The organism is Pseudomonas anatoliensis, from assembly GCF_017976235.1.
Lineage (GTDB): Bacteria > Pseudomonadota > Gammaproteobacteria > Pseudomonadales > Pseudomonadaceae > Aquipseudomonas > Aquipseudomonas anatoliensis.
Genome location: NZ_JACVHC010000004.1, coordinates 292,939 through 318,110 on the forward strand (window position 1 = coordinate 292,939; position 25,172 = coordinate 318,110).

Annotated in this window: 27 protein-coding genes and 1 pseudogene; 16 read left to right on the forward strand and 12 right to left on the reverse strand. The window is 56.9% G+C overall.

What is annotated here, in order from left to right; translation table 11 throughout:
- Positions 1–61: 61 nt before the first annotated feature.
- The gene (locus tag ICA16_RS14870; protein ID WP_150617676.1) at positions 62–1,348 is read right to left on the reverse strand and encodes an MFS transporter; all 1,287 of its coding nucleotides are present in this window, start codon (positions 1,346–1,348) and stop codon (positions 62–64) included.
- Positions 1,349–1,507: 159 nt separating this feature from the next.
- Here ICA16_RS14870 and ICA16_RS14875 point away from each other — a divergent pair, with 159 nt between their 5' ends.
- On the forward strand, positions 1,508–2,422 hold the full coding sequence (locus ICA16_RS14875) for a LysR family transcriptional regulator (RefSeq protein ID WP_150603022.1): 915 nt from the start codon (positions 1,508–1,510) through the stop codon (positions 2,420–2,422).
- Positions 2,423–2,515: 93 nt separating this feature from the next.
- Here ICA16_RS14875 and ICA16_RS14880 read toward each other — a convergent pair whose 3' ends face one another.
- The 3 genes from ICA16_RS14880 to ICA16_RS14890 are packed head-to-tail and all read right to left on the reverse strand — an operon-like array spanning position 2,516 to position 4,362.
- Positions 2,516–3,058: a DUF2937 family protein gene (locus tag ICA16_RS14880; RefSeq protein ID WP_210700894.1), complete on the reverse strand. Its 543-nt coding sequence runs from the start codon at positions 3,056–3,058 to the stop codon at positions 2,516–2,518.
- A 13-nt stretch (positions 3,059–3,071) separates the two neighbouring features.
- Entirely contained in the window at positions 3,072–3,848 is a 777-nt protein-coding gene (locus tag ICA16_RS14885; protein WP_042558101.1) for a class II glutamine amidotransferase, read from the reverse strand.
- Positions 3,849–3,864: 16 nt separating this feature from the next.
- Entirely contained in the window at positions 3,865–4,362 is a 498-nt protein-coding gene (locus tag ICA16_RS14890) for an MFS transporter (RefSeq protein WP_210700895.1), read from the reverse strand.
- A 237-nt stretch (positions 4,363–4,599) separates the two neighbouring features.
- On the opposite strand from ICA16_RS14890, the gene ICA16_RS14895 reads away from it, so the two are divergent.
- Both ICA16_RS14895 and ICA16_RS14900 read left to right on the forward strand, forming a co-directional pair.
- Positions 4,600–6,654: a S9 family peptidase gene (locus ICA16_RS14895; RefSeq protein WP_210700896.1), complete on the forward strand. Its 2,055-nt coding sequence runs from the start codon at positions 4,600–4,602 to the stop codon at positions 6,652–6,654.
- Positions 6,655–6,853: 199 nt separating this feature from the next.
- Entirely contained in the window at positions 6,854–7,327 is a 474-nt protein-coding gene (locus tag ICA16_RS14900) for a cyclic nucleotide-binding domain-containing protein (RefSeq protein ID WP_150603026.1), read from the forward strand.
- Here ICA16_RS14900 and ICA16_RS14905 read toward each other — a convergent pair.
- Positions 7,324–7,608: a hypothetical protein gene (locus tag ICA16_RS14905; protein WP_210553749.1), complete on the reverse strand. Its 285-nt coding sequence runs from the start codon at positions 7,606–7,608 to the stop codon at positions 7,324–7,326. The two genes, ICA16_RS14900 and ICA16_RS14905, sit on opposite strands and share 4 nt — an antisense overlap.
- Before the next feature lie 79 nt (positions 7,609–7,687).
- On the opposite strand from ICA16_RS14905, the gene ICA16_RS14910 reads away from it, so the two are divergent.
- From ICA16_RS14910 to ICA16_RS14925, 4 genes are all read left to right on the forward strand, one after another.
- A complete protein-coding gene (locus tag ICA16_RS14910) occupies positions 7,688–8,374 on the forward strand; it encodes a spermidine synthase (RefSeq protein ID WP_042558095.1) in 687 nt (228 codons plus the stop codon).
- A 48-nt stretch (positions 8,375–8,422) separates the two neighbouring features.
- Complete coding sequence (locus ICA16_RS14915) at positions 8,423–8,794, forward strand: YajD family HNH nuclease (RefSeq protein ID WP_007911336.1); 372 nt, start codon at positions 8,423–8,425, stop codon at positions 8,792–8,794.
- A 130-nt stretch (positions 8,795–8,924) separates the two neighbouring features.
- Positions 8,925–9,395, forward strand: a complete 471-nt coding sequence (locus ICA16_RS14920) for an RNA methyltransferase (RefSeq protein WP_210700897.1) — start codon at positions 8,925–8,927, stop codon at positions 9,393–9,395.
- An 81-nt stretch (positions 9,396–9,476) separates the two neighbouring features.
- Positions 9,477–9,854 carry a YgaP family membrane protein gene (locus ICA16_RS14925; protein ID WP_210700898.1) on the forward strand — a complete coding sequence of 126 codons (378 nt, stop codon included), beginning with the start codon at positions 9,477–9,479 and terminating at the stop codon, positions 9,852–9,854.
- Positions 9,855–9,971: 117 nt separating this feature from the next.
- Here ICA16_RS14925 and ICA16_RS14930 read toward each other — a convergent pair whose 3' ends face one another.
- Positions 9,972–10,421: a YcgN family cysteine cluster protein gene (locus ICA16_RS14930; RefSeq protein ID WP_150617670.1), complete on the reverse strand. Its 450-nt coding sequence runs from the start codon at positions 10,419–10,421 to the stop codon at positions 9,972–9,974.
- 278 nt (positions 10,422–10,699) lie between these two features.
- Here ICA16_RS14930 and ICA16_RS14935 point away from each other — a divergent pair, with 278 nt between their 5' ends.
- Positions 10,700–11,293 (forward strand): nitroreductase family protein, encoded by a 594-nt coding sequence (locus ICA16_RS14935; RefSeq protein WP_210553750.1) that lies wholly within the window; start codon positions 10,700–10,702, stop codon positions 11,291–11,293.
- A gap of 88 nt (positions 11,294–11,381) precedes the next feature.
- Here ICA16_RS14935 and ICA16_RS14940 read toward each other — a convergent pair whose 3' ends face one another.
- The 4 genes from ICA16_RS14940 to ICA16_RS14955 all read right to left on the reverse strand — a co-directional run bounded on the left by ICA16_RS14940 (position 11,382) and on the right by ICA16_RS14955 (position 15,621).
- Complete coding sequence (locus ICA16_RS14940) at positions 11,382–12,314, reverse strand: D-2-hydroxyacid dehydrogenase (RefSeq protein WP_150603030.1); 933 nt, start codon at positions 12,312–12,314, stop codon at positions 11,382–11,384.
- Positions 12,315–12,418: 104 nt separating this feature from the next.
- Positions 12,419–12,712 (reverse strand): YcgL domain-containing protein, encoded by a 294-nt coding sequence (locus ICA16_RS14945; RefSeq protein WP_042558092.1) that lies wholly within the window; start codon positions 12,710–12,712, stop codon positions 12,419–12,421.
- Positions 12,709–13,842, reverse strand: coding sequence for a ribonuclease D (rnd, locus tag ICA16_RS14950; RefSeq protein ID WP_150603031.1), 1,134 nt, complete (start codon positions 13,840–13,842; stop codon positions 12,709–12,711). The genes ICA16_RS14945 and rnd overlap by 4 nt, the downstream gene beginning before the upstream one ends.
- 129 nt (positions 13,843–13,971) lie before the next feature.
- The gene (locus ICA16_RS14955) at positions 13,972–15,621 is read right to left on the reverse strand and encodes a phosphoethanolamine transferase (RefSeq protein ID WP_210700899.1); all 1,650 of its coding nucleotides are present in this window, start codon (positions 15,619–15,621) and stop codon (positions 13,972–13,974) included.
- 381 nt (positions 15,622–16,002) lie between these two features.
- Between ICA16_RS14955 and ICA16_RS14960 the strand changes: the two are divergent.
- Positions 16,003–17,185, forward strand: a pseudogene (locus ICA16_RS14960) (cyanate transporter).
- 185 nt (positions 17,186–17,370) lie between these two features.
- Entirely contained in the window at positions 17,371–18,306 is a 936-nt protein-coding gene (locus ICA16_RS14965) for a LysR family transcriptional regulator (protein WP_150603034.1), read from the forward strand.
- Here the strand turns inward: ICA16_RS14965 and ICA16_RS14970 are convergent.
- Together ICA16_RS14970 and ICA16_RS14975 are read right to left on the reverse strand one after the other, a co-directional pair.
- Positions 18,303–18,662, reverse strand: a complete 360-nt coding sequence (locus tag ICA16_RS14970; protein ID WP_150617664.1) for a 5-carboxymethyl-2-hydroxymuconate Delta-isomerase — start codon at positions 18,660–18,662, stop codon at positions 18,303–18,305. The two genes, ICA16_RS14965 and ICA16_RS14970, sit on opposite strands and share 4 nt — an antisense overlap.
- A 199-nt stretch (positions 18,663–18,861) precedes the next feature.
- Positions 18,862–19,782 carry a LysR substrate-binding domain-containing protein gene (locus tag ICA16_RS14975; RefSeq protein WP_150603036.1) on the reverse strand — a complete coding sequence of 307 codons (921 nt, stop codon included), beginning with the start codon at positions 19,780–19,782 and terminating at the stop codon, positions 18,862–18,864.
- Between the two features lie 350 nt (positions 19,783–20,132).
- On the opposite strand from ICA16_RS14975, the gene ICA16_RS14980 reads away from it, so the two are divergent.
- The 6 genes from ICA16_RS14980 (at position 20,133) to ICA16_RS15005 (ending at position 25,161) form a co-directional block, all read left to right on the forward strand.
- A complete protein-coding gene (locus ICA16_RS14980; RefSeq protein ID WP_150617663.1) occupies positions 20,133–20,324 on the forward strand; it encodes a YegP family protein in 192 nt (63 codons plus the stop codon).
- A 151-nt stretch (positions 20,325–20,475) separates the two neighbouring features.
- Positions 20,476–20,682, forward strand: a complete 207-nt coding sequence (locus tag ICA16_RS14985) for a hypothetical protein (RefSeq protein WP_150617662.1) — start codon at positions 20,476–20,478, stop codon at positions 20,680–20,682.
- Between the two features lie 384 nt (positions 20,683–21,066).
- Positions 21,067–21,831 (forward strand): hypothetical protein, encoded by a 765-nt coding sequence (locus tag ICA16_RS14990; protein WP_210700900.1) that lies wholly within the window; start codon positions 21,067–21,069, stop codon positions 21,829–21,831.
- Positions 21,832–22,064: 233 nt separating this feature from the next.
- A complete protein-coding gene (locus ICA16_RS14995) occupies positions 22,065–22,736 on the forward strand; it encodes a TauD/TfdA family dioxygenase (RefSeq protein WP_210700901.1) in 672 nt (223 codons plus the stop codon).
- A 5-nt stretch (positions 22,737–22,741) separates the two neighbouring features.
- Complete coding sequence (locus ICA16_RS15000; protein WP_228734186.1) at positions 22,742–23,698, forward strand: hypothetical protein; 957 nt, start codon at positions 22,742–22,744, stop codon at positions 23,696–23,698.
- Between the two features lie 65 nt (positions 23,699–23,763).
- Positions 23,764–25,161, forward strand: a complete 1,398-nt coding sequence (locus ICA16_RS15005) for a hypothetical protein (RefSeq protein WP_210700902.1) — start codon at positions 23,764–23,766, stop codon at positions 25,159–25,161.
- Positions 25,162–25,172: the final 11 nt, after the last annotated feature.

Genomic DNA, 25,172 nt, shown 5'->3' on the forward strand with positions numbered 1-25,172 from the left:
TAGCTTCTTGTCTTTCTATCCGTAGGACAAAGCCGTTGGGCAATGCCCCGCAGGTTATCAGTTACTGCGCATCCAGTTGCTTGCCGCGAGTTTCCGGCAGGCTCAACGCCGCAATAATCACCACGCCGTAAGACACCGCCGCAAAGGCACCAATGCCCACGCTCAATGGCACTTTCTGGCTGAGCAGGCCGATAAACAGCGGAAACAGTGCCGCCAGCGCCCGGCCGATGTTGTAGCAGAAACCTTGGCCTGAACCACGAATTCGCGTGGGGAACAGCTCAGTGAGGAACGCGCCCATGCCGCTGAAGATCCCCGAAGCAAAGAACCCCAGCGGGAAGCCCAGCCACAGCATGACGCCGTTGCTTACCGGCAATTGCGTGTACAGCAGAACGATGGTGAACGAACCGACGGCGAAGAGGATGAAGTTCTTTTTGCGGCCCAATAAGTCAGTCAGATAGGCGCTGATCACATAGCCGACATAAGAGCCGACGATGACCATCGCCAGATAACCACCCGTGCCGAGCACACTCAAGCCACGCTCGTTCTTCAGGAAGGTCGGCAGCCAGGATGTGATCGCGTAGTAGCCGCCCAGCGCACCGGTGGTCAGCAACGACGCACGGATTGTGGTGAAGAGCATGCCGGGGGCGAATATCTCGTAGAACTTCGCCTGATTTTCCGGCGTTTGCGCTGCCTTGGCCTCGCGATAGATCTCCGGATCTTTCACCAGACGCCGCACGAAAATCACGAAAATCGCCGGGACAATGCCGAGGATGAACAGCGCCCGCCAGGCATCTTCCGGTGGCAATACCGAAAACAGCAGCGCATACAGAATCGCTGTCAGCCCCCAGCCCAGCGCCCAACCGGATTGCACCATGCCGACGGCTTTACCGCGATCCTTGGCGCGGATCACCTCGCCGATCAGCACCGCGCCTGCGGTCCATTCACCGCCGAAACCAAAGCCCATCAAGGTGCGGGCGATCAGCAGTTGTTCGTAGTTTTGCGCGAAGCCGCAGAGGAAGGTGAAGAAGGCAAACCACAACACGGTCAGTTGCAGCGTACGCACTCGACCGATCCGGTCGGAGAGAATGCCGGCGACCCAGCCGCCGATGGCCGAGGCGATCAAGGTGCTGGTATGAATCAGCCCGGCTTCACCGGTCGTGATCCCCCACATCGCAATCAGGGTCGGCACGACGAAACTGAGCATCTGCGTGTCCATGCCGTCCAGACCGTAGCCGATCTTGCAGCTCCAGAACGTGCGGCGCTCCTGTTGGTTGATGTTGCGATACCAGTCGAACGGCCCCGGACGCGCCGATGGCTTGGGTAGATCGATAGTGTCGGGAGCACTCATGGCAAATCTCCGCAGGTTTTTTATTGGTCTTGTTCGCAGCTCCGACGACGCCTATCGTGGGAACCGGATGCGTCGATTTTTCGTCCCGTAGCCCTGCTGCGTCCAACGAATAAAAACCCGCCTTAGGCATAAGAAAAATTTGTCACCCGAGCCTTGCCCATGAACCTGAAGTTTCTCGAGACCTTTGTCTGGGTCGCCCGGCTGAAGAGTTTTCGTCTGACCGCCGACAAGCTGTTCACCACCCAGGCGTCGATTTCCAGCCGCATCGCAGTGCTTGAAGGCGAACTCGGTGTGAAGCTGTTTTTACGTGATTCGCGTGGCGTGAGCCTGACGCCCGAAGGCTTGAAAGTGCTGGACTATGCCGAGCAGATGCTCGACACCATGCAAGCACTGAAGCAATCGATCGAGACCCGTTCGAGCAAAGTTGGCCGTGTACGTATCGGTGTCATGGACACGGTGATTCACACGTGGCTGAGCCCGTTGGTGGCGCAGATGACCGAGCTGTATCCGCGAGTTGAAATCGAGCTGGTGGCGGATACGTCGCTCAATCTCTGCGATCAGTTGCAAAAAGGTTTTCTCGATCTGATCCTGCAAACCGATCTGGTACGCCATGAAAGCGTGCGCAGCCTGGAACTGGCCAGCCATCCGCTGGGCTGGATCGTCGCCAGCAATTCGATTTACAACCGCGACTACGCCGACCTCGCCGAACTGGCGCAGGAGCGGATCATCACCTACTCAAAAAACTCGCGACCGCATCAGGACATTCTGGCGCTGATGCAGGCCAGCGGCGTGTTGGCGCCGCGCTTGAACTGCGTGAATTCGGTGTCGGCGATTACCCGGTTGCTGCGTGACGGGTTTGGCATTGGTGCGCTGCCACCGGTGCTGGTGGCCGAGGAGCTGGCGCGCGGGGAATTGATTTTGCTCGGCATCGACAAGACGCCGCCGGCGTTGCAGGTGGTGGTGTCGTGGCGGGTGGGGGTTGAGTGGGTCGAGGAGATCGTGACGTTGTGTCAGCAGGTGTTGGCGGGGTATGCGCGCAAGGTGGGCACGGGTTACATCAAGCTGAATATTTAGAAGCAAAAGATCGCAGCCTGCGACAGCTCCTACAGGGAAATGCATACCCTCATGTAGGAGCTGCCGAAGGCTGCGATCTTTTGATCGTGGGCCTTAGAGGCCGCGCACGTCGCGGTCTTCGATCGGCCGGCTCTGGCGCAGGCGTCTGCCGCCCAGCACCACCCAGTCGATCAGACGGAACACGCATTCGATGCCGAACGACAGCAGCAACGCCCCGCTCATGCCCCAGATCATGGCTTCCGGCGTCAGCAGAATCTGGTAGCTGTAACCATTCCAGGTTTCCTTGCGAATATCCGGATCGGCGGCCAGCACCACTTGCAGGAAGCGGATGTACCAAGGGCCCTGCATCGCCTGGAATTGCTTATCCAGTGCAATCTGACGGTTGAGCATCGTGCTCAGGCTGTCGGCATCGCTGCGAAACACAGGGTCTTCACTGGCGCGGTAATGCGCGACCAGCGCCTGAATGTCTCCTTTGAAAAACTGCTCGGCAGTGCCCTGAAAGCCGCGCAGACCGGTCTGCGCCTCGATCAGATGCGCCTCGACGCGTTTCGCGTAATCGTTGATGAATCCCGGCACCTGGACACCGATCAACAGGCCCGCCGCAAACAACACCAGCCGTAGATAACTGAGCAACATGGGGTGCAAATCCTTATTCGGTCTTGCCTTGGCTGACGCATTCGCCGCGTCGCCACAGGCTCCATTGGCCCGGTTCGTAGCGGGTCCAGGTTTCGTTTTCGGTCAACGGTTCAGTCGCAATGACCGTCACCACATCATTGGGTGTGGTTTCGGCCTGAAAATCGACGATCACATCGACATCCTTGAGCCGCGCCGGACCGAACGGTGCGCGCCGGGTGATCTGTGCAAGTTTGGTCGTGCAATAGCAGAACAGCCAGTCGCCGTCGCTGAGCATGCAGTTGAATACGCCTTTGCTGCGGTATTCAGCACACGCAGCGACCAGATCCGGCAACAGCACTTCTATATCGACCGGTTCGGGAAATGCTGCACGCACGCGGTTGAGCAAATCGCAGAACGCCGCTTCGCTGTCGGTATCGCCAACCGGGCGGTAGAAACTTTTGATCGGGGTGAAGTCGGCGAGTTGGCCGTTGTGCGCGAAGCACCAGTTGCGCCCCCACAGTTCGCGGACGAACGGGTGAGTGTTGGACAGGCAGACCTTGCCGACATTGGCCTGGCGGATGTGGCCAATGACCACTTCGCTCTTGATCGGATAGCGCTGGACCAGATTGGCCACTTCCGACTCGCAGCTTGCCGCCGGGTCCTGGAACAACCGCAGGCCACGGCCTTCATAGAACGCAATGCCCCAACCGTCGCGGTGCGGGCCGGTGCGCCCGCCGCGCTGCATCAGCCCGGTGAAGCTGAAGACGATATCGGTCGGCACGTTGGCACTCATGCCCAGTAATTCACACATGTGCGGACTCTCGGGATTACAGACGCGGCTCGACCCGCATGCGCTGCGGATTGTTCGGTACCGGCGGGCGGCCGTAGCGGTCGTCTCCGGCGGCGCCGAAGGGTTGATCATCGTCACGATCATCGGCGCGGGCTGCGGCTTTGGCAGCTTCAGCCTGTTCGCGGCGAGCTCTGGACGCGCGCTCGATCGGCAAGCGGATCAGCACGTAAATCAGGTAGATGCCGAAGGCGATCATGCCGTACATGAACAGATCGGAGACCGCCCGCCAGGCGTTGTTGCCCACCTTGAACGCCAGATCCAGCGCAGTGATGGCGATGGCCGGGGCGACCATTTCCTTCACCGGATCAACGACAGTAGGGCTGAACAGCAACACTGCCATCAGTACACGAAGTGGCTCGCGCAACCAGCGCCACATCCAGCGGGTCAGGCGCATCCATACCAACAGGCAGCCTACAGCGGCAAAGCCGTAGAGGCCCCAGGCGATCAGATAGTCGTTCTCGGTCATGGTGTCCATGGCAAGGCAGGCAAAGAGGCGCTTATAGTAACGACTTTTCGCCCGCCAGGCTTGTCACAATGCCAGACGGCCAGCCGCATCCCCTGTGGGAGCCAGCCTGCTGGCGATGAGGCTGGTACATTCAACATTGATGTTGTCTGGCAGTCCGGCATCGCCAGCAGGCTGGCTCCCACAAGGTCAGCGGCGCGATCCAGAGTGGCGAAAACCCTAATTCCGTACATTGTCCGAGAGCCTTCCATGCCCCAATCCGCCAACGTCATCAGTGCCCCGATTGCCCGCAAGGCGGCCGGTGCCGACCCGTATGCCTGGCTGCAGGAACGCGACACCGACGCGGTGCTTGATTACCTCAAGGCTGAAAACGCCTATCAGGAAGCGCAAACCGCCGATCAGGCCGAGCTGCGCGAAACCCTGTTCGAAGAGATCAAGGGCCGCATCCTGGAAACCGATTTGTCCCTGCCCTCGCCGTGGGGGCCGTACCTTTATTACACGCGCACCACGGCGGGCGATGAATACGCTCGGCATTACCGTTGCCCGCGCCCGGCGGACGACAGCCTGACCCTCGACGAAAGCCGCGAACAGCTGCTGCTCGACCCGAACGCACTGGCCAATGGCGGTTTCTTTTCGCTGGGGGCGTTCAGCATCAGCCCCGATCACCAGCGTCTGGCCTACAGCGTCGATGCCTCTGGCGATGAAATTTACACCCTGTTCGTCAAGGAACTGTCCAACGACAAGGTCAGCGAACTGGAATTCGAAGACTGCGATGGCAGCATGACGTGGGCCAACGACAGCCTGACGCTGTTTTTCGGCGCCCTCGACGACACTCATCGCCCGTACAAACTGTTCCGCTATCGCCTCGACGGCACCGCGGCCGAAGAAGTGTTCCACGAACCGGACGGACGCTTTTTCCTGCACTGCTACCGCTCAAGCTCCGAGCAGCAATTGCTGCTGTCGCTGGGCAGCAAGACCACCAGCGAAGTCTGGGCGCTGGACGCCAATCAGCCGCACCTGCCGTTCACTTGCCTGGCGCCGCGGGTCGAAGACCATGAATACGATGTCGATCACGGCATGCTCGATGGCGCATGGACGTGGTTCATCCGCACAAACCGCGACGGCATCAACTTCGCCCTCTATCAAGCGCCGGATACGGGTGTTGCGCCGAGCGAGGCCGACTGGCAGAACCTGATCGCGCACAGCGACACGGTGATGCTCGACGGCGTGACCCTCAACACCGAAGCCATGACCCTGAGCCTGCGCGAAGGTGGCTTGCCGATCATTGAAGTTCACCCACATGGCCTGACGCCTTATCGCGTGCAATTGCCGGACGCGGCCTACAGCCTCTACGTGCAAAACAGTCTGGAATTTGAAAGCGATCGCATTCGTCTGCGCTACGAGGCCTTGAATCGCCCCGCTCAGGTACGCCAACTGACTCTGGCGACGGGCGAGCAAACCGTCCTCAAGGAAACCCCGGTGCTCGGCCCGTTCGACGCCGACGCCTATGTCAGCCAACGCCTTTGGGCGACCGCGCCGGACGGCACGCAAGTGCCGATCAGTCTGGTGATGAAGCGTGAAATGGTCGGCAAACCGGTGCCGCTGTACCTCTACGGGTACGGCGCTTACGGTTCGAGCCTCGACCCGTGGTTCTCCCATGCCCGTTTGAGCCTGCTCGATCGCAGCATGGCCTTCGCCATCGCCCACGTGCGCGGCGGCGGTGAGCTGGGCGAAGCCTGGTATCGCGCCGGCAAGCAGGAACACAAACACAACACCTTCAGCGACTTCATCGCCTGCGCCGAGTTCTTGATCCTCAACGGCATCACCACTGCGCCGCAGCTGGCGATCAGCGGTGGCAGCGCCGGCGGTTTGCTGATTGGCGCGGTGCTTAACCAGCGGCCGGATCTGTTTGGTGTGGCGATTGCCGAAGTGCCTTTCGTCGACGTACTCAACACAATGCTCGACCCGGAGCTGCCGCTGACCGTCACTGAATACGACGAGTGGGGCAACCCCGAAGACCCGGACGTCTACGAGCGGATCAAGGCGTATGCGCCGTACGAAAACGTGACCGCGCAGGATTATCCCGCGACGCTGGTCATCGCCGGCTACAACGACAGCCGCGTGCAGTACTGGGAAGCGGCCAAGTGGGTGGCCAGGCTGCGGGCGACAAAAACCGACGACAACGTGCTCCTGCTCAAGACCGAATTGGGCGCTGGGCATGGCGGGATGAGCGGGCGATATCAGGGATTACGTGACGTAGCCCTCGAATATGCATTTGTTTTCAAGGTTCTGGGGCTTGCCTGAGGAACTCCATCGGTCACTTGGGTCTTAACTCAAGACCCAAAGGGCCGATACACCACAAATCCAATGTAGGAGCTGCCGAAGGCTGCGATCTCTTGATCTTGTTTTTTAACAGGCAAGATCAAAAGATCGCAGCCTGCGGCAGCTCCTACAGGGTTCATATAGCGCCTGAAACCGAGAAAACAATAAAGACTGTAATGACATGTCAGAACCAACCTTACTGAACAACGAAATCCGCGACTGGCTGATGGACTGCGGCCTGTTCGATCAATTGGCGCTGGCGGACTTTGCCGCAGCATCCGGCTACTTCAGCATCAGTACCGTGGCTGAGGGCGAGGCGATTTTCCGCGAAGGCGATGCCGGCAGCTTCATGTGCATTCTTCACACCGGCCAGGTCGCCGTGCAAAAAACCGGGCCCGACGGCCAGGTCATTACCATGGCCACGCTACGCAGCGGCCGGGCATTCGGTGAAATGGCCGTGCTCGATGGCGAGCGACGCTCGGCGACGTGCATCGCGGCGAGCAATTGTCAGTTGCTCAACCTGGGCAAGGATTCGCTGGAAAAAATGCTCAACGACGCACCGAAGATCGCCGCCAAGATCATCCGCGCCCTCGCCGTCTCGCTGTCCAAACGCCTGCGCATGGCCGATGGCCAACTGGCGGCGCAGCAGATTTAACCGCCCGGGGTTTTCGCTTTGGTGCCGGTCGGCTCGATGCCTGGCACCGGTTGATCCTTGATCGGCGGGCTGGGCATTTCAATCGGCACCAGCGGTGGGCTGCCACTGCCGGCTCCCGATTTGGGAATGTTGATCGGTGTGATCTGCGGGTATGGCGTTGGCGTTGCGGTGCCGGGCGAGCCGGGTTGCGGCGCCGGGCTGATCGGAATGGCCTGCTGCGCCTGCGCCGCAGTAATCGCGAGCGCGGCCAGGGCAATGACCGTTAGAATGGTGCGCTTCATCAAGGGCTCCGTTTGGCCTTAGTCTGCGCTCAGGCTACTCCCAACGGGCCTGCTTGCCTTCCCCCTTGTAGAGATTTCCATGAAACGTTTTGTTCTGCTCGACACCACCCCGATCCCTGAAAGCGGCGGTGCCCTGTGCCTGTTCGAGTATGGCGAGGATTTTGTCATCAAGATCCAGGGCGGCGACGGCGGGCAATTGATGAACACGCGCATGCACGGCTCTGAAGATGCCTTGGCCGAGATCCCTTGCCGCAAGGTCGCCGGGCGTCCGGATTCGCGGGTGCTGATCGGTGGCCTGGGCATGGGTTTCACCCTCGCCTCTGCGCTCAAGCATCTGGGCAAAACCGCCGAAGTCGTGGTCGCTGAACTGGTCCCGGGCGTGGTCGAGTGGAACCGTGGCCCGCTCGGAGAAAAATCCGGCCGCCCGCTGCTCGATCCGCGCACGGTGATCCGCCAGGAAGACGTTGCCAATGTGCTGCAAAGCGAGCCGAACGGTTTCGACGCGATCATGCTCGACGTCGACAACGGCCCTGAAGGCCTGACCCAGAAGGCCAACAGTTGGTTGTACTCCGCCGCCGGACTGAACGCCTGCGCCAAGGCCTTGCGCCCCAAAGGCGTACTTGCCGTATGGTCGGCCAGCGCCGATCGGCAGTTTTCCGACAAGTTGAAGAAGGCCGGTTTCAAGGCCGAAGAAGTGCAGGTCTTCGCCCACGGCAACAAAGGCACGCGCCACACCATCTGGATTGCCGAGAAGCTCAAGGGCTGAGCTAAACTGCGAACATAACCGTCTTTAGTCTTCTACAAAGGTGAACCCATGAGTTCGTCCACCCCCACCAACACGTCGAAGCTCGATCGCATCCTCGCCGACAACCAGCGCGACAAGGAAATGGGCTACCGCGACAAGGCCCTGAAGATGTACCCGCACGTGTGTGGCCGCTGCACCCGTGAGTTTTCCGGCAAGCGCCTGAGCGAACTGACCGTGCACCACCGCGACCACAACCACGACAACAACCCGCAGGACGGCTCGAACTGGGAGTTGCTGTGCTTGTATTGCCACGACAACGAGCACTCGCGTTATACCGACCAGCAATACTTCAGCGAGGGCTCGCTGAGCACGCCGAAAATCGCCAAGGCGACGCATAACCCGTTTGCCGCGCTGGCCGGGTTGATGAAGAAAGAAGATTAAAGCAAAAGATCGCAGCCTTCGGCAGCTCCTACAGGGTGTACGCCATCCAACTGTAGGAGCTGCCGAAGGCTGCGATCTTTAGATCTTATCCCCGTATAATCGCCCTCTTTTTCCCGAAGGCTCCCCGCTCGTGGCAGACAAACGTTACAGCTGCATTGGTTTGTACAACCCCAAATCACCTGAGAACGTCGGTTCGGTGATGCGCGCCGCAGGCTGTTACGGCGTGGCGTCGGTGTTCTATACCGGCAAGCGCTATGAACGCGCCGCCGATTTCGTCACCGACACCAAACGCGTGCATTACGACATCCCGCTGATCGGCATCGACGATCTGAAAAAGATCCTCCCGCTCAACTGCGTGCCGGTTGCCGTTGAACTGGTCGAAGGCGCCCGCCCGCTGCCGGAATACACTCACCCGGACCGCGCGCTGTACATCTTCGGCCCGGAAGACGGCTCGCTGGACAAAGAGATTCGCGACTGGTGCGAAGACGTCGTGTACATCCCGACCTCCGGCTGCATGAACCTCGCCGCAACAGTCAACGTTGTGCTTTACGACCGCATGGCGAAGGGCCTGAACACCCGCTCCGGGCCAAAATTCCGCTGAAGCGTCGCACATCCGATGGAACAAGCTGACCGCTCCGGCAGTCAGCTTGTTTAACCATTATTCATTGCCTGGAGAAAGATCATGACCGAGCTCAAACGCGTCGAGCGTATCGAATCCACCCCGTTTCAGTCCCCTTCCGACCAGAATGTTCAGGGCTGGGAGCGCATTGGCTCGCTGGCCGGCGGCGTAGTGATGGTCGGCAAGGGCTTGCGCCGTGGCGGTGTGTTCGGGTTGATTCAGGTGGCGATTGGCGGTGTGGCCATGGCCCGCGGCATTACCGGGCACAGCTCGGTAAAAAGCCTGTTCGAGAAAAGCCGTCAGGACATGAACAACGTGCGGGCCAAGATCGAGCGCGCCGGTGAAGAGCTGAGCAAGCTGAAGGCCAATGCCGAGGCCGCGACCAGCACTGCAACTGTCACTGGTAATGATTCGGTGAAATCGCCGAAAGCCGGGGTTTGATCCGGGATTTTCGGTGAGGCAAATGGCCCTATCGCGAGCAGGCTCACTCCTACAATTGGAATGCGTTCCCATGTAGGAGTGAGCCTGCTCGCGATAGCGGTCTCGAAATGTGAAAACTCAACCCGCGCGGAAAATCAGATGATCTTCCCAGTCATCCTCCGCCACGCTGCCTTCGGCGAGCATGCGTCCGGACTGGGAAATCCTTTCGTGGTGCACCGCATCTCGGTCGCCGCACACCAGGTGATGCCACAACGGCAGATCCTTGCCTTCGCTGACCAGTCGATAACCACAGGTCGGCGGCAGCCATTTGAACTCTTCAGCCTGGCCGGGAGTTAGCTGGATACAGTCCGGGACAAACTTGATGCGGTTCGGATAATCGCTGCACTGACAGGTTTTCAGGTCCAGCAGTTTGCAGGCGATGCGCGTGTAATAAACGCTGTTGTCTTCCTCATCCTCGAGTTTTTGCAGGCAGCACAGACCACAGCCGTCGCACAGCGATTCCCACTCCTCCGGATCCAGTTGATCGAGGGTTTTGCGTATCCAGAACGGTTCGACTTTGGCGGCCATGGCTCAAGCATCAACATCAGGTGGTGAAAAGGCGCCAGTCTAGTGCCCAAGGCCCTGCGGGCCAAGCGCTGGCGACTGCCGGTTGCACTGCACTTGTCAGTTTTTGTGGCAGCGCGTAGCTTTGCCAGTCGCAGGAGCCTTGCCCGGGAGCCATTAATGCTCGACCGCGTTGCATCCCGGTGAACTGCCATGGCTCGGGAAACCCCATCGTTCAGCGCAACTGATCCCGCCGGGTTTTCATTCGAATTTCTTACTCAAACGTCGCAAGGAATCTCTTGATGAGTGCCAACACTCGCGTTGCCGATTACGCCATTCACCCACAGTTCACCGATCGCTGGTCGCCTCGCGCCTTCACCGGCGAAGCGATCCCGAAAGAAACCCTGCTGAGTTTCTTCGAAGCCGCGCGCTGGGCGCCTTCGGCTTACAACTCGCAGCCGTGGCGCTTTCTTTATGCGCGCCGCGACACGCCGAACTGGGAACGTTATCTGGGCCTGCTGAATGAGTTCAACCGTAGCTGGGCGCAGCACGCCTCGGCACTGGTGATCGTGATTTCGAAGACCACCTTCACCGCTCCGGGCGCCACTGAAGAAACTCCGGCGCTGTGGCACACCTTCGACACGGGTTCGGCGTGGGGCCATCTGGCGCTGCAAGCGAGCATCAGCGGCTGGCACACCCACGGCATGGCAGGCTTCGATCAGGAGCTGACCCGCAAGGAGCTGAACATTCCTGAAGGTTACGCGCTGCACGCGGCGGTTGCCGTTGGCAAACTGGGTGACAAGGCAACCCTCGCGGATTACCTGCAAGCGCGCGAAGAGCCGAGCCCGCGTCGCCCGCTGAGTGAATTGGCGGCTGAAGGCGATTTCACCCTCTAAAAGCAAAAGATCGCAGCCTGCGGCAGCTCCTACGGTGTACATATTCCCCTGTAGGAGCTACCGCAGGCTGCGATCTTTTGATGTCAACTCAGTAGCCGCGGGTGAAATCCACTTCACCACGCAACGCTTCACCTGCCTGATACGCCTTCAAATTGTCGACGAACAACTGCACCATCAACGCCGGCGAAGTCGGTGCCGAGCTGTGGCCGGTGAGCAGCAAGCCCCACGCTGTCCAGAACGGGTGACGTTGCGGCAGTGGCTCCTGACGGCAGACGTCGATCACCGCGCCCGCCAGATGACCTTCCTTCAGGGCTTCCACCAGATCCGCATCGACCACTGCCACGCCACGTCCGACGTTGATGAACAACCCGGTCGGCTTGAATTGCTTGAACAGCGCCGCGTCGTAGATATCGTGGGTGTGTTCGGTATTGGGCAGCAGGTTTACCACGTAATCCACTTCGCCCACCAGTCGCGGCAGATCTGCCATTGAGCCGACCTCGACAAACGGCGCCTGCTCGCGGGCACTGCTGGCGATGCCGTACAGCTCAACGCCGAACGGCAGCAGAAACTGCGCCACGCTCTGGCCGATGTCGCCGGTGCCGACGATCAGCACCTTGCGCCCAACCAGACTCTGACCGGTGCGGTTGTCCCATTTACGCTCGACCTGGCTGACCAACCGTGCCAGCACTTCGCGTTCGTGGCCGAGCATGTAGGTCAGCACGTATTCAGCCATCACCTGGCCAAAAATCCCCACCGCGCGGGTCAAGCGATAATCCCGGCAGAGGCCGTCGGCGAGCAGCGGTGTGATGCCGGCCCAGGTCGATTGCAGCCATTGCGGTTGATGCCCTTGGCGCAACAAGGTCGCGAGCAAATCCGGCTGTCCCAGCCACACCGGGCAGTCGGCAGCCAGTTGAGCCAGTTCAGCGGAGTCGCCACTGGTCAGCACTTCGAGCTCCGGCGCTGCCTGTTGCAGCAGCCGGGCGTATATCGCGTGGTCGTGTTCAGCAATCAGAACGCGCATCTTCAAACCTTTCGCAAATCGTGCAGATGGACACCACATTCATCGCGGCCATCGCGTTAAAAACAGTTCCAGGGTTAACGAGGCCCAGGACAGGGCCTCGCCGATCACATTGGGTCGTTGCGGCGCAACAACTCTTCGGGCAAGTGCTCGATGTACTCGTCCTCGGCGGGTGGCATTTGCAGGTGATAGCCCTGCTTGTCGAGGTTTTCCAGCACCACGACGATGTCTTCGCTGGCCAGTTTGCGCTCGGGCGACAGCACCAGATTGAACGAGTGTTTCGGCTTGCCGAACGCCAGCATCAGGGCTTCCGGCACACGCTCAAGCTCATCGCTCTTGAGCACATAAAGGTACATGCCGCTGCGTTTCGAGCTTTGGTAAATGGAGCAAATACGTTTCAAGGCTGTTCTCCGGCGGTGGCCAGGCTGTCGAGCAGCTTCTGGCCCATGAGTTCGCGGCGCCAGCCACGCAGCGACTCAGGCAATTGGTAAGGACCCTCGGGGTAGCCGCTTTTGACCAGGGCTTCGAGGGTTTTCTTGCGCAGCATCAGTTCCGGGGCGATATCCAGGCGCTCAGCCTCGGCCTGACCGAGGGCGCGCAGTTGCTTGATCAGCGCAGCCGCTTCGATCGGCAACGGCTCCGGAACAGCAGGAGGCCACTGATCAGGGCCCACACTGCCAGAGCGCTTGATCAGATCAAGCAGAAATTCGCCGTCCTGACGCACGGTACGCGGGTGCATGTCTTCGATCTTGCCCAGCGCACCAAGGGAATCCGGTTGCGTGCGGGCCAGCGGCCATAGCGAATGCTCACGCACGATACGGTTGCGCGGCAGGTCGCGGGCACGGGCCTCGCGTTCGCGCCAGGCGCACAGTTCGCGCAGCACGGCCAACTGCGCACGGGACAGTTTCCACGCCAGTTTGGCGTCACGGTAAACCTCGTACGGATCGGTTTCGCGACGCAGGTTGGCGACCAGTTCGGCGCCGTCCTCCAGTACCCAGGCGAACTTGTCGTCAGACAGTTTCGGGCGCAACTGTACGAAAACCTCCGCCAGATGCACGGCATCTTCGGCGGCGTAGCTGATTTGCGTGTCGGACAACGGACGCTGCAACCAGTCGGAGCGAGTTTCGCCCTTCGGCAGTTCGATACCGAGCACTGACTGCACGAGCCGCGAATAACCCATCGAGAACCCGAGATTCAGATAAGCGGCGGCCAATTGCGTGTCGAACATCGGCGCTGGCAGGCTGCCTGTCAGGCGTAACAGGACTTCGAGGTCTTCACTGCAGGCGTGCAGGACTTTGAGCACCGCCGGGTTTTCCAGCAGTGCGGCCAGTGGTTGCCAGGCATTGATGCTCAGCGGGTCAATCAGGTAGGCGCGTTTGCCGTCGCCAACCTGTAACAGGCCGGCAATCGGGTAGAAGGTGTCGACCCGCATGAATTCGGTGTCGATGGCCACGAAAGGCAGCTGCTGCCACTCGGCGCAAAATTGCGCGAGGCTTTCGTTGTCGCGAATCCAGTGAATATCGATGGCCACACGGCTCTCCCTTGAAGAATGGCGCGCAGTATATATCGCCACTGGCGTTTTCCGCGCCTCAACTGGACAAGAGCTTGATGAAATCTCCCGCCTGAAGGAAGAATAGTCTTACAGGGTGAGTCTGCTGGCTCACTCTTTGGCCAACACCCCGTCGATCACCGCGCCACGGCAGCCCGCGAACATGTCCAGATCCTGCTGATACACCGAGCTGTGCACTTCCAGCAGGCCCAGCATCGAATGAAACAGATTGTCCTGGCTCAATGGCTTGTCGCGACTCATTTGCAGGCAATGCGTATCGACCGAGTAGGACTTCTGATAGCTGTCGGAGAACCACGCCAGCATGGCGACATGTTTCTGCTGCTCCGGCGCCAGCATGTAAGGCGTGCCGTGAAGGAACAGGTTGTACTCGCCCAGCGACTCACCGTGATCAGACAGATACAGCATGGCGGTATCGACCTTGTCCTGATTGCTGCGCAACACATCTATCAGACTCGACAGCACATGGTCGGTGTACACCAGCGTGTTGTCGTAACCGTTGACGATACTTTCGCGACTGCAATTGTTCAGCGCATTACTTTCACAGACCGGGGTGAAGTGCTCGTACTCCTTCGGGTAACGCTTGAAGTACTCCGGGCCGTGGCTGCCCATCTGGTGCAATACCAGCACGGTGTCCTTGTCCAGATGATCGATAAAACCTTGCAGGCCTTGCAGGAGAATCTCGTCGCGGCACTCGCTGTTGGCGCACAGCGTCGGGTCTTTCAAGTTGCTGACGTCTTGCACAGTGACGCGATTACAGGTGTCTTTGCAGCCCGACTGATTATCGCGCCAGATCACGTCGATCCCGGCGCGCTTGAGTACATCCAGCAAACCTTCTTCATTCTTCGCCTTACTGGCGTCGTAGTTCTTGCGGCCCATGTTGGAGAACATGCACGGCACGGAGACTGCCGTTTCCGTGCCGCAGGAATGCACATCGGTAAATGCAATCAGCCCTGCTTCCTTGTCGAGTGTTGGCGTGGTGTCGCGGTCGTACCCCAGAATGCCAAAGTTCTCCGCCCGCGCACTTTCACCCACTACCAATACGGTCAAGGATTTGCGCGGATGATTCTGCAAGGCAACATCACGCTGGGCGTCCTCGCCGATCTTGACGAATGGCTGCTGCGCAGAAGCGACTTGTTCACGCAGATAGCCGGCCGCCGCGCCGATGTAGTTGCTCGGCACCAGCATCAGGCGCAATTCGTGGTGATTGCGAAACAAGGATGACAAACCCTGGTAGTTGGCCAGCGCCACCCCACCGATGACCGCCACTGAGGCGAAACTCACAATAACCTTGCTGAACAACTCGCGGTGCCAACGGCGGTAGTCGACCGGAACTTTCCACAACAACCAGGACGGCAGAACACCCAAAAAGACTATGTAAGCGAGCAACTTGAAAGAGAGCAAGTCGCGAACTTCGGTGACATTGGTTTCAGCGAAGTTACGTAACATTCCTGCATCGATCAACACACCATATTGGCTCATGAAATATGCCACGCCGGCGCTGATCAGGAACATCAACGTCAGTACGGGTTTCAATACTCGGCGAAACGCCAGGAAGGTCAGCACAATGTTGAAGGCCGCGAAGATCATCACCCCGAAAGCAACGCGCATGGCAATGCCCTTGCCATCCGCCGAGGTAATCGCGAACAGGTGCTGCCAAAGCACAAAGTTGAATCCAGCTAAAAAAAACGCACTGGCACACAACGTCACCCATTCCGGGCGCACGGCTTTTAACTTCAACATGGTTAGGGATATTCCTGAAGAGAAGTGCCATCGCCAATTGTGAAAAGTTCATTGACTCAGACAGCACAAACTTTAAGCAGGCAACCATCAATTTTTTGTGAAAAAGAAGCCAACGAATAGTTGGTTGATGGCTATACGCCAAAACTTGCGAAGTATTTGCGAATGATTCAGGTCTGGTTCAGCGAATCGCAGGATCTTCCTGTAGGAGCTGCCGAAGGCTGCGATCTTTTGATCTTTTTTTGCAAAAGATCGCAGCCTTCGGCAGCTCCTACAGGGGATCGCGGGGTTATTGGATTTTTAGGTGGGGTCGTGGATTTTCTGGTTTGCCCCAGTCAGGTGAGTGCGCGCCTAATCGTCAGCCTTCGGTTTTAAGGTCTGAAAATGGAAAACGTCCGCATCACCGCGCGCCCCGCAACCTGGCTGATGCTCGGCATCGTCTTGGTCGGCCTTAACCTGCGCCCATCGATGGCGGCAATCGGACCATTGTTATCTGCGATACGTGGCGATATTGCGTTGAGTTTCAGCGTCGCCTCGCTGCTGACGATGCTCCCTGTCATGGCCATGGGATTGGCGATGTTTTTCGCAATGGGCATCAGCCAGCGCCTCGGCGAGCAACGCACGGTACTGATGTCGCTGGTCATCATTGGCCTGGCGACCGTGGCACGCCTGTTTGTTGATTCGGCCGCCGAGCTGATTGTCAGTGCCGTGCTCGCCGGGTTCGGAATCGCACTGATTCAGGCCTTGATGCCAGCGTTCATCAAATCGCGTTTTCCCGACAACGTAGCGCTGTGCATGGGCCTGTATGTGACCTCGATCATGGGCGGCGCGGCCATCGCCGCCTCGTTTGCACCACTGGTCATGTCACGCACGGGCAGTTGGCGCGTCGGTCTGGCGATATGGGCAGGGCTGGCATTGCTGGCATTGTTGTTCTGGTGGGCACAGCGCGAATACGCCTCGGGCCCCGGCGCCAGTTGTAAGAAAACAATCCTTCGTCACACATTCCCGCGCCTGGTTACTCGCGATCTTCTTCGGCCTGGGGACAGCGTCCTACACGTGCGTTCTCGCCTGGCTCGCGCCGTACTACGTCGAAAAAGGCTGGAGCGAACAAAACGCCGGGCTGTTGTTAGGTTTTCTGACCGCCATGGAGGTGATTTCCGGTCTGGTAGTGCCCGCCATCGCCAATCGCAGCCGTGATCGTCGTGTGGTGCTGACGGTGCTTCTCGGGCTGATCATCGGCGGCTTCTATGGACTGATCCTCAGCCCGCAATACCTCAGCCTGTTGTGGCCGTGCCTGCTGGGGCTGGGGATTGGCGGTGTGTTTCCGATGAGTCTGATCGTCTCGCTCGACCATCTCGACAACCCGCAGCGCGCCGGAGGTCTGACCGCCTTCGTCCAGGGAATCGGCTATCTGATTGCCGGGCTCTCGCCACTGCTGGCCGGGATGATCCGCGACCATCTGGGTAGCTTCGAATGGGCGTGGTGGTCACTGACCGCTGTGATGGTGGTCATGCTTCTCATGGTGTGGCGTTTCGATCCCCGGCATTACGCACGCCAGTTTCATTGATCGGGCTAGAGGCTTCTGGCCATGTTTCAGCGGTTTGATTGATGACGTCGTGTTGCTAAAACTTTCTGTCCCACAACTGTCCGTGAAATGTCCTACAAGGCTTTGTCCTGGCACCATCGTTCCGTTAGGATCGTTCGCACACGTTTGCGCGTATTCAGCGCAAGGAGCACAGCGAGACAGTACGGATGCTGAACAGTAACTTGCTTCGAAAACTCGACATGCAGGATCTCATGGTGTTTGTCGCCGTGTACGAGCAGAGCAGCGTCACCGATGTTTCGGAAACGCTGTTCGTCAGTCAGTCCACCGTCAGTTATTGCCTGAAAAAACTGCGCACCAGTTTCGAAGACGAGCTATTCATCAACACTCGCACGGGCATGCGCCCCACTTACAAGGCCTGCAGCATGTACGGCCATGTGCAGAAGATTCTTGAAAGTATCAACCTGTGCCACGCCGGCGCCCCGGTGTTCAACCCGACCCAGCAAGCGGTCACGTTCAACATCTGCGCCCCGGAATATTTCGAGCAACTGATTCTGCCGCGCCTGTTGAAACGTTTCGACTTCGATGACTTGCCGGTAATGGTCAACATGCACAAGTTCGAAACTGACGTCCCGGCCGACGAATTGCGCGACGGCAGCCTCGATCTGGTGATCAGTTTCGGCCCCAACTTTCACCGCCACCACACTGACCTGAAATCGCGAATGCTGCTGGAGGATGACCTGGTCTGCGTCTTCGACAAACGCGCCACGCCACTGGAGCCGCGTCTGAGCCTGCAAGCGTTCACCGAGCGGCGGCATGTGTTCCCGACACCCTGGACGTCCACCACCAATATGGTCGACGGCTGGCTGGCGCGGCAGGCACAAAAACGCCAGATCGTCGCGCGTTCGAACAGTTACAGCGCCGCATTGAAGATGATCACCGGCACCGACTTCATCCTCACCCTGCCCCGGCGCATCCAGCGTTTACTCACCAACGACGCGGTGTTTAATCACTGTGAGGCGCCCAATGGCCTGCCGGGATTCACCCTCGATATGCAATGGAGCCAAAACGCCGATCAGGACAGCGCCAACGTGTGGCTACGCGAGCAAGTGATCAAGGTGTGCAGCGAGCTGGAAGCAGGCTAAATGGCGGTTTTACTGTAGGACTCGCGGTCGATATCCAACAGCTCCACACACAACTGCACCTCGACGCCGGCCGGCCATTCGCAAAGCTCCTGCAACACCGCCAGCAGACTTTGCGACAGCTGCTTCTTGGTCTCCGCCGAACGACCGCTGAGCAGCGCCAGCTTCACATGCACAAACGCCCGCTCGCCCATGGCCGTGCCGACCTTGAAGGTTTCCACCTTTACCGCACGGCTCTTGATATCGAACTCCGCGGCGAACTGACCGGAACCCACCAACGTGTTGTTTAGCCGGATCAACGCGAGGTCGGCGTTCAACTGCGGCAGGTTGGCGGTGTATTCCATGTGCAGGTGTGGCATGGGGATGCTCCAGTCAGTGGGGTGAAAGTTCGTACATATAACACAGACGGCTTAATGCAAATCCTTGCAGGAGCTGCGGCACGCTGCGATCTTTTGATTCGTTTTTTCAAAGATCAAGATCAAAAGATCGCAGCGTGCCGCAGCTCCTACAGGGGTACCGCGCAGTGACCGCGCGATAACGAATGGCAGACGTTTTTTATCACGCCGGGGTCAGTGGGCGTTCACTCATGAACGCTTCAAGCCGCGAGCGCAACCAGCGCTCGGCCGGGTCGCTGTCGACGTGGCTGAGCCAGACCATCGACAGGTCCAGCGTCGGCGTCTTGAACGGGAACGGTTCCTTGAACAGCAACCCGGAGGTCGCCATGGCTGCGGCGGTGTAATCCGGCAGGCTGGCGATCAGGTCAGTACCGGCCAACAGCGCCGGCAACGCGCTGTATTGCGGCACCGACAGCACCACCTGACGGGTACGGCCAAGTTCTGCCAGCCACTCATCGGCGAAGCCGCTGACGTTGGCCGTGTGGGACACCAGCACATGCGGGCGCGCGCAGTACTCATCGAGGGTCAGCGGTGTATCGGAGGCGTCGGCACGCAGGATGCTCGGCTGAATGTGCCGCAGCAGTTTGCGTTTGGCATTGGCCGGCAGGCCACGGGTCTGGCTGATGCCAACGGTGATGTCGCCGGCAGCGAGCAAATCGGGAATCCGCCAGTAATCGACGTGCTGCACAACGAACACCACGTTCGGCGCTTCCTGACGCAGCGCGCGCAACAGCGGCGGCAGCAGACCGAACTCGACGTCATCAGACAGGCCGATGCGGAAGGTCATGGTGCTCACCGCCGGATCGAAATCGCGGGTCAGGCTCAGCGCCACTGACAGCGAATCCAGCGCAGGCTTGAGGTGGCGAAAGATGTCTTCGGCGCGGGCCGTCGGCTCCATACGGTGGCCGACGCGAATAAACAACGGATCGTTGAGCATCGTGCGCAAGCGATTGAGCGCCGAGCTGATGGTCGGCTGGCCGAGAAACAGCTTTTCCGCCGCGCGGGTCACGTTGCGTTCGAGCATCAAGGTTTCGAACACCACCATCAGGTTGATGTCGGCCTTGCGTAGTTCATTGCGGTTCATCCATTGCCCCCTGCTCCCCAAACTGGCAGGCAGTGTAGAAAGGCCTGGGGGGCGGCGTCCATCGCCATGATGCGTCGGTCCACCGGCAGGCGATTCAAACCCGGCCAGATGACCAACTCAAGATCGAGCAACTGACGAAAAAACCTCATGGGTGCGCGGAAAAGTCTGTGGAAAAACGACGCCATACAGCCGATCAACCGAACACACCAGACGCTCTGGCTCAAGCCCTTCAGAAACATCCGTGAACGATTGGAAACAAATGTCCGATGGCCAAAAAAACCGCCTGCGCTAGGCTTGCGTCGATGCGCCACACAGGCTGTCGCACGTATTAATCGCATGGAGCGAACTGAATGTATTTCGAGATTTACAGGCAATCCAGAGGCACCCCCACTACAGGCAAAGGCCAATGGCGCTGGAGGCTGCGCGCAGGCAATCACGAGACCATCGCCAGCGGCGAGTCGTATGTGAACAAGGCGGATTGTTTACACGTGATCGAGTTGATCAAGGGTGCGCAGGGGGATACACCGGTCAAGGAAATTTAACCGCGAGAGTCACCGCGCGACACCGTCCTACAGCCCTTTCCTTTTTTGCTTGAACGACTGGCGGGCCTCCTTTCCTCTCCTACGCTCTGCGGCGGATGGGGCAATTTGGTCCTGTTTCACCTGATCACTCAAATTCAAAAGGAGCTACACAATGGCTAGAGATAAAGCAAAAGACGACAAGCACTTCAACTGCACCCAACCGCATGAAACCGACTACGTCGCCGGCCTGTACCCACACGCCCAGGAGGAAGTCAGAAACCTCCTCGCCTCGGCGTGTAAGGACAAGTCGCTGCATAACTCGACGCATAAGGAAGTTTATGAGCTGATCGAATTGAAGCTGGGGCACTCGCAGCCGTGAGTGGACCGCCAAAGGGTCTGATGTAGACCCTGCTGAAATGCAAAGCCCCACAGGTTCGTCCTGAGGGGCTTTTTCTGCGTTTGATAAAACGGCGTCGGCAGATGCAGGAGCAGGTCTTGATGGCCTGTACCAAAAACGAAAAAGCCCCGTAGATTTTCATCTACGGGGCTTTTCTATGTATGGCGGAGAGATAGGGATTCGAACCCATGCCGCCATCACTTCGGGCCGCTATAGGCCAGCAAAACCAAGTCGGAGCATTGGTTTAAAAGGCTTGGAAAGGTCTACGGCGGCCTGCGTTCTGCCCTAAAAATGCCCTAAATGTCGAATCCGTGTTCTGGCACTGTAACCTTGAGCATCAATCATTCCCCTGCATAGGATTTCTGAATGGGCAATCTCAAAGGATTCGAAACAGAGTTCGCGAAAATTGGCTTTTTCATCCCACCCTTCGTAAATTTCGGCACGTTCTCAGAAATCATAAAAGGCGCTGGAACATCCCAAGGTCACAGCCAAGCCCATATTGAAGCCGCGCTTAAGAAGATCTACACGCCTGGGCACTTAGCTGCCATGGTGGTATCTCGGTACCCGCAAATCCCGATAGTGCAGGACTACAAAGTCATCATTTCGGAATCAATCGAAGCACATTTTCTAGGACTGAACCATGTTGCAGTTTCAGGACTGGTCCCCGTCATAGAAGGAACGGCAAGACAACTGCACGAACTCTTCGGCCTTGGGAACGCGAGAAGATTAGAACTTAAGCCAATGCTAACGGCACTTCTGAGCTATGCCAAACAAGAAACCAACCGATTGAAGCTCGGGGCTTATGAAGAGGTCGATTCGATGCTGGATTCGTTCGACCACTATCTGAAGCAGTACCTTTACGCTGGCTCAGACAGATACTCTCTTGCAGACAAAACGAATCGAAATGGCATCACGCACGGTTCGTATGCCGACGCTGATTACGGTACACCCTTAAACTTTTACAAGGTGATAGGTGCCGTTGATGTTCTATGCCTGATAGCAAAATTCCAACCGTTTGCTCCTGGAGACACCCCGGAAAGCCTAGCATTGGCAATGTATTACCTAGGCCTTGCCGAGTGGAAAGAGCAGGACTTGAAGGCGAATACAGCCTTCCTGGATGCGGAGAGCTAAAGTGCCATATAGAGCCTCTAATAGACCGCTCTCGGCCAAGATCGACAATTCAACGTGTTTACAATCGTTCGGATATCCTGCACCGAGATAAGATGTTGGTGATACCTCGGGCAAGTCACCTTCAAAACTAGCGTCAACCGACGCACCACCTCGGGATCGATATGGATGACACGCCAAGGCCGACTGAGCCGATAAAAAAACGTCCCCCTGACCAAAGAACGCAGGGAATGGAGATGAGCGCAAAAGCGGAACTGGAAAAGAGAGGCTATCTGCTACTCAAGCAGTGGCGTAGCGGCACCTCCACCGAGGAAGTAGCTCGCATGGCAGGCTCTGTTCTCGATGTTGAGAAGGTGGCGGCAAACCATAAAATTCCAACCGTACAAACCCTCAGACCTCGCGAGACCACCGACGCCAAGTCGAATACGTACAGTGGCGTATTCGGACTGGACGAGTTCCCTCTCCACACTGATTATGCTCACTGGGAAACGCCCCCTCGCTACCTTATGCTCCGGTGCTTGGAGGGTACCTCGTCGGTAAGCACTTACCTTCTTCCCACCTCTCTGCTCCTTATTGATGCTGAGGAATACATCTCTCGAGCAGTTCTCGCGCCGCGTCGAAAACACCCGGAGCATCCGATCTGTACTATGCCGGTCGTCTTTTCCCGGAATAGAGTGATGGGATTACGTTGGGATTTTCTATTTCTGAAACCTGTCAATGTAGCCGCTGTAAAAACGGGGGAACTTGTCAAATCTCTCTTCGAAAGATCAGTTGAAACCATTCATTTGTCTGATCTACATGACACCATAATTATTGACAACTGGCGAGTACTTCATGGTCGATCATCCGTGCCGCCACAAGCAAAAAATCGCAGCATTGAACGAATTTACCTTTCCGACTTATGGTGACTTAAATGGATGTTTCAGACAATAACATGCCGTGGTCTAAAGACTCTTTGCTTAGCAAAGCCCAACTTTATGCTGATGAAATGAATCGATTCACAGCCGACGACTGGCAGTTTGGACTTTTTTCATCCTTGAGTCTTGAGTTTCTCTCGCGCGCAGCACTATCGAACATATCCCCTGCATTGCTGGCAGACCAGCAGAATTGGCGCAATATTATGTACGCTCTCGGCGGCGCGACCACTGCAAAAAAGTTCTCTGCAGTTTCGATAGGAACCAAAGAGGTATTAGCTCGACTTACGGAACTTGTCCCCAGCTTCACGACGGAAATAGCAGGCTTCTGCTCCAAACACGTTGAAAGACGCAATGCCGAGCTCCACACTGGCGAGGCAGCGTTTATTGATGCCGAAACGTCTGACTGGCTTCCAAAGTTTTATAAAGCTTGCAGTATCTTGCTCCAATCAATGGACGAGAAATTGAGCACAATGATGCCTAACGCGAATAAAGCTCAGGAGATGATTGACTCGCTCGACGACGCGACAGCCAAGGCAGTAGAGCAGGAGATTAAGGCGTACGCGAAGGTTTGGAGCAACAAATCCGAAAAAGATCAGAACACGGCGAGATCCCAAGCTGAAGCTTGGGCTACACGCCAATCAGGACATCGTATTAGTTGCCCAGCTTGTAAATCCACTGCTTTACTTCACGGAGCACCTAACGGTGCAGTTTCCACCACAATAGGCGATGATGAGGTTATCCAGCGGCAAACTATGTTGCCATCGGCTTTCGAATGCATAGCTTGCCAGATGAAGATCAGCGGCTATTCCAAGCTCACTGCTTGCGGACTCGGAAACGTATTTACTGAAACAACCACTTATTCCGCTGCAGAGTTCTTTAACCTATACACAGAGGATGATATTGAGACCGCTAAACGCGAACAGTATGATTATGAGCCCGACAACAACGAATAAATCGCACCGTTTCCATAGAGAGCGAGATAGGCAAATATGGGGCGAACACGGCCAAAGGACAGGCATTGAAAATGCATCAGACAGGAGCCACGATATTGATAGGCCAAAACTCCAGTTTTAGAAGAGGAGAACCCACTTGGGCAAATGCTTGTGTCGGAGAGAATGGACAGCCCAGCTATGTTGAATACGCCAAAGGTTTTTCAGCTGCCGCCAACAGCCTTATTTTCAATGTCCTAGAAACACGCGGGGCAAAATTCTCCCCTGACCTACTTATTTATCCAATTTGCTTCAACATGCGCCACGCGGTTGAATTACATCTTAAAGGCACAGCCGACTATTTAATTAATTTCTCATCAAAACGCCCACCAACAATTGAATTCAATCTCGCAAGCTCGCACGACATTGGCATAATTTGGAATTTTATCAAGACAAACTCTGTGAGAATTGACCCTCGCTACTCAATAATAATCCAAAAAATGGATCAAACCATCTCAGACATCGCTAAAATAGACCCTACAGGACAAACCTTCAGATATGCATTTGACAAAGAAAGCAAGAAACACCTTGTCGAAACCTACCTGATAAATGTAAAAGTGCTTCACGACAAATTCTCAAAATTAGAAAATCACCTGTCAGACCTCAACCTACTAAACGAAGCGATAGATGAAGAGTTACGCTATGGCGATAGAACATCAAAATTATCTAGACATGATCTTTATTTGATCGCCAAAGCTCTTCCAAAGCGCTCTTCCTGGGGAACTGAAAAATTCATTCAAACAAAAGAAACAATACAAAAGAAACTTAATATAAGCTCAAATGACTTTAGTCGCGCATTAACATGCATCCAAAAAAACTATCAACTATCCCATATAATAGAAGCACCTTTAGCCTTGCTACAGGCGAATTTAGAGACTTTTATTAAATTTTTTGACGCATGGTGCATCACAAATGACATTGTAGAATATCGAACTGCTTTTTCCGACAAGGAGTTTGATATTGTAATGATCGACACGGGCTCTATAGACTTCCTACAAGACTTGCTTGACGACAACAGAAAAGAAAAAGAAGCTATGGAGAAAATCAGAAATAACCTCGACATCCATCAAATGATTGACATCGAGACTCTTTACCGCTTAACCAGCGAAGCCCACTATGGAGAAAGATACCCATTTTTATATAACCTATATAAATCTCACGCAGAACTCGACAACCGAGGCATAGATGGCATATCCGACACCATGCTAGGGAGATTCAGAGCTCCAGATCAAATAATAAAAAGCTTGTTCTTTCTCGGACAAAGGGACATAGCCGAGCATTTAATAGCTCGTTATGAGCTCGGCGATTGTTTTGACTGGCTAGCGGACGCTAGAAACAAAACACTATTTAAAGAGCCTTGGACCTGGGCATTCAGTGAAGAGGACATAACAAAATGGGACCACGCACGCATCGGTTCAATTATTTAGAATTCACAATA

What these genes read in the sequence shown, in the direction of transcription:
- ICA16_RS14870 (WP_150617676.1), bottom strand. Translation starts at nt 1,348, where the DNA reads ATGAGTGCTCCCGACACTATCGATCTACCCAAGCCATCGGCGCGTCCG.
- ICA16_RS14875 (WP_150603022.1), top strand. Translation starts at nt 1,508, where the DNA reads ATGAACCTGAAGTTTCTCGAGACCTTTGTCTGGGTCGCCCGGCTGAAG.
- ICA16_RS14880 (WP_210700894.1), bottom strand. Translation starts at nt 3,058, where the DNA reads ATGTTGCTCAGTTATCTACGGCTGGTGTTGTTTGCGGCGGGCCTGTTG.
- ICA16_RS14885 (WP_042558101.1), bottom strand. Translation starts at nt 3,848, where the DNA reads ATGTGTGAATTACTGGGCATGAGTGCCAACGTGCCGACCGATATCGTC.
- ICA16_RS14890 (WP_210700895.1), bottom strand. Translation starts at nt 4,362, where the DNA reads ATGGACACCATGACCGAGAACGACTATCTGATCGCCTGGGGCCTCTAC.
- ICA16_RS14895 (WP_210700896.1), top strand. Translation starts at nt 4,600, where the DNA reads ATGCCCCAATCCGCCAACGTCATCAGTGCCCCGATTGCCCGCAAGGCG.
- ICA16_RS14900 (WP_150603026.1), top strand. Translation starts at nt 6,854, where the DNA reads ATGTCAGAACCAACCTTACTGAACAACGAAATCCGCGACTGGCTGATG.
- ICA16_RS14905 (WP_210553749.1), bottom strand. Translation starts at nt 7,608, where the DNA reads ATGAAGCGCACCATTCTAACGGTCATTGCCCTGGCCGCGCTCGCGATT.
- ICA16_RS14910 (WP_042558095.1), top strand. Translation starts at nt 7,688, where the DNA reads ATGAAACGTTTTGTTCTGCTCGACACCACCCCGATCCCTGAAAGCGGC.
- ICA16_RS14915 (WP_007911336.1), top strand. Translation starts at nt 8,423, where the DNA reads ATGAGTTCGTCCACCCCCACCAACACGTCGAAGCTCGATCGCATCCTC.
- ICA16_RS14925 (WP_210700898.1), top strand. Translation starts at nt 9,477, where the DNA reads ATGACCGAGCTCAAACGCGTCGAGCGTATCGAATCCACCCCGTTTCAG.
- ICA16_RS14930 (WP_150617670.1), bottom strand. Translation starts at nt 10,421, where the DNA reads ATGGCCGCCAAAGTCGAACCGTTCTGGATACGCAAAACCCTCGATCAA.
- ICA16_RS14935 (WP_210553750.1), top strand. Translation starts at nt 10,700, where the DNA reads ATGAGTGCCAACACTCGCGTTGCCGATTACGCCATTCACCCACAGTTC.
- ICA16_RS14940 (WP_150603030.1), bottom strand. Translation starts at nt 12,314, where the DNA reads ATGCGCGTTCTGATTGCTGAACACGACCACGCGATATACGCCCGGCTG.
- ICA16_RS14955 (WP_210700899.1), bottom strand. Translation starts at nt 15,621, where the DNA reads ATGTTGAAGTTAAAAGCCGTGCGCCCGGAATGGGTGACGTTGTGTGCC.
- ICA16_RS14965 (WP_150603034.1), top strand. Translation starts at nt 17,371, where the DNA reads ATGCTGAACAGTAACTTGCTTCGAAAACTCGACATGCAGGATCTCATG.
- ICA16_RS14970 (WP_150617664.1), bottom strand. Translation starts at nt 18,662, where the DNA reads ATGCCACACCTGCACATGGAATACACCGCCAACCTGCCGCAGTTGAAC.
- ICA16_RS14975 (WP_150603036.1), bottom strand. Translation starts at nt 19,782, where the DNA reads ATGAACCGCAATGAACTACGCAAGGCCGACATCAACCTGATGGTGGTG.
- ICA16_RS14980 (WP_150617663.1), top strand. Translation starts at nt 20,133, where the DNA reads ATGTATTTCGAGATTTACAGGCAATCCAGAGGCACCCCCACTACAGGC.
- ICA16_RS14985 (WP_150617662.1), top strand. Translation starts at nt 20,476, where the DNA reads ATGGCTAGAGATAAAGCAAAAGACGACAAGCACTTCAACTGCACCCAA.
- ICA16_RS14990 (WP_210700900.1), top strand. Translation starts at nt 21,067, where the DNA reads ATGGGCAATCTCAAAGGATTCGAAACAGAGTTCGCGAAAATTGGCTTT.
- ICA16_RS14995 (WP_210700901.1), top strand. Translation starts at nt 22,065, where the DNA reads ATGAGCGCAAAAGCGGAACTGGAAAAGAGAGGCTATCTGCTACTCAAG.
- ICA16_RS15000 (WP_228734186.1), top strand. Translation starts at nt 22,742, where the DNA reads ATGGATGTTTCAGACAATAACATGCCGTGGTCTAAAGACTCTTTGCTT.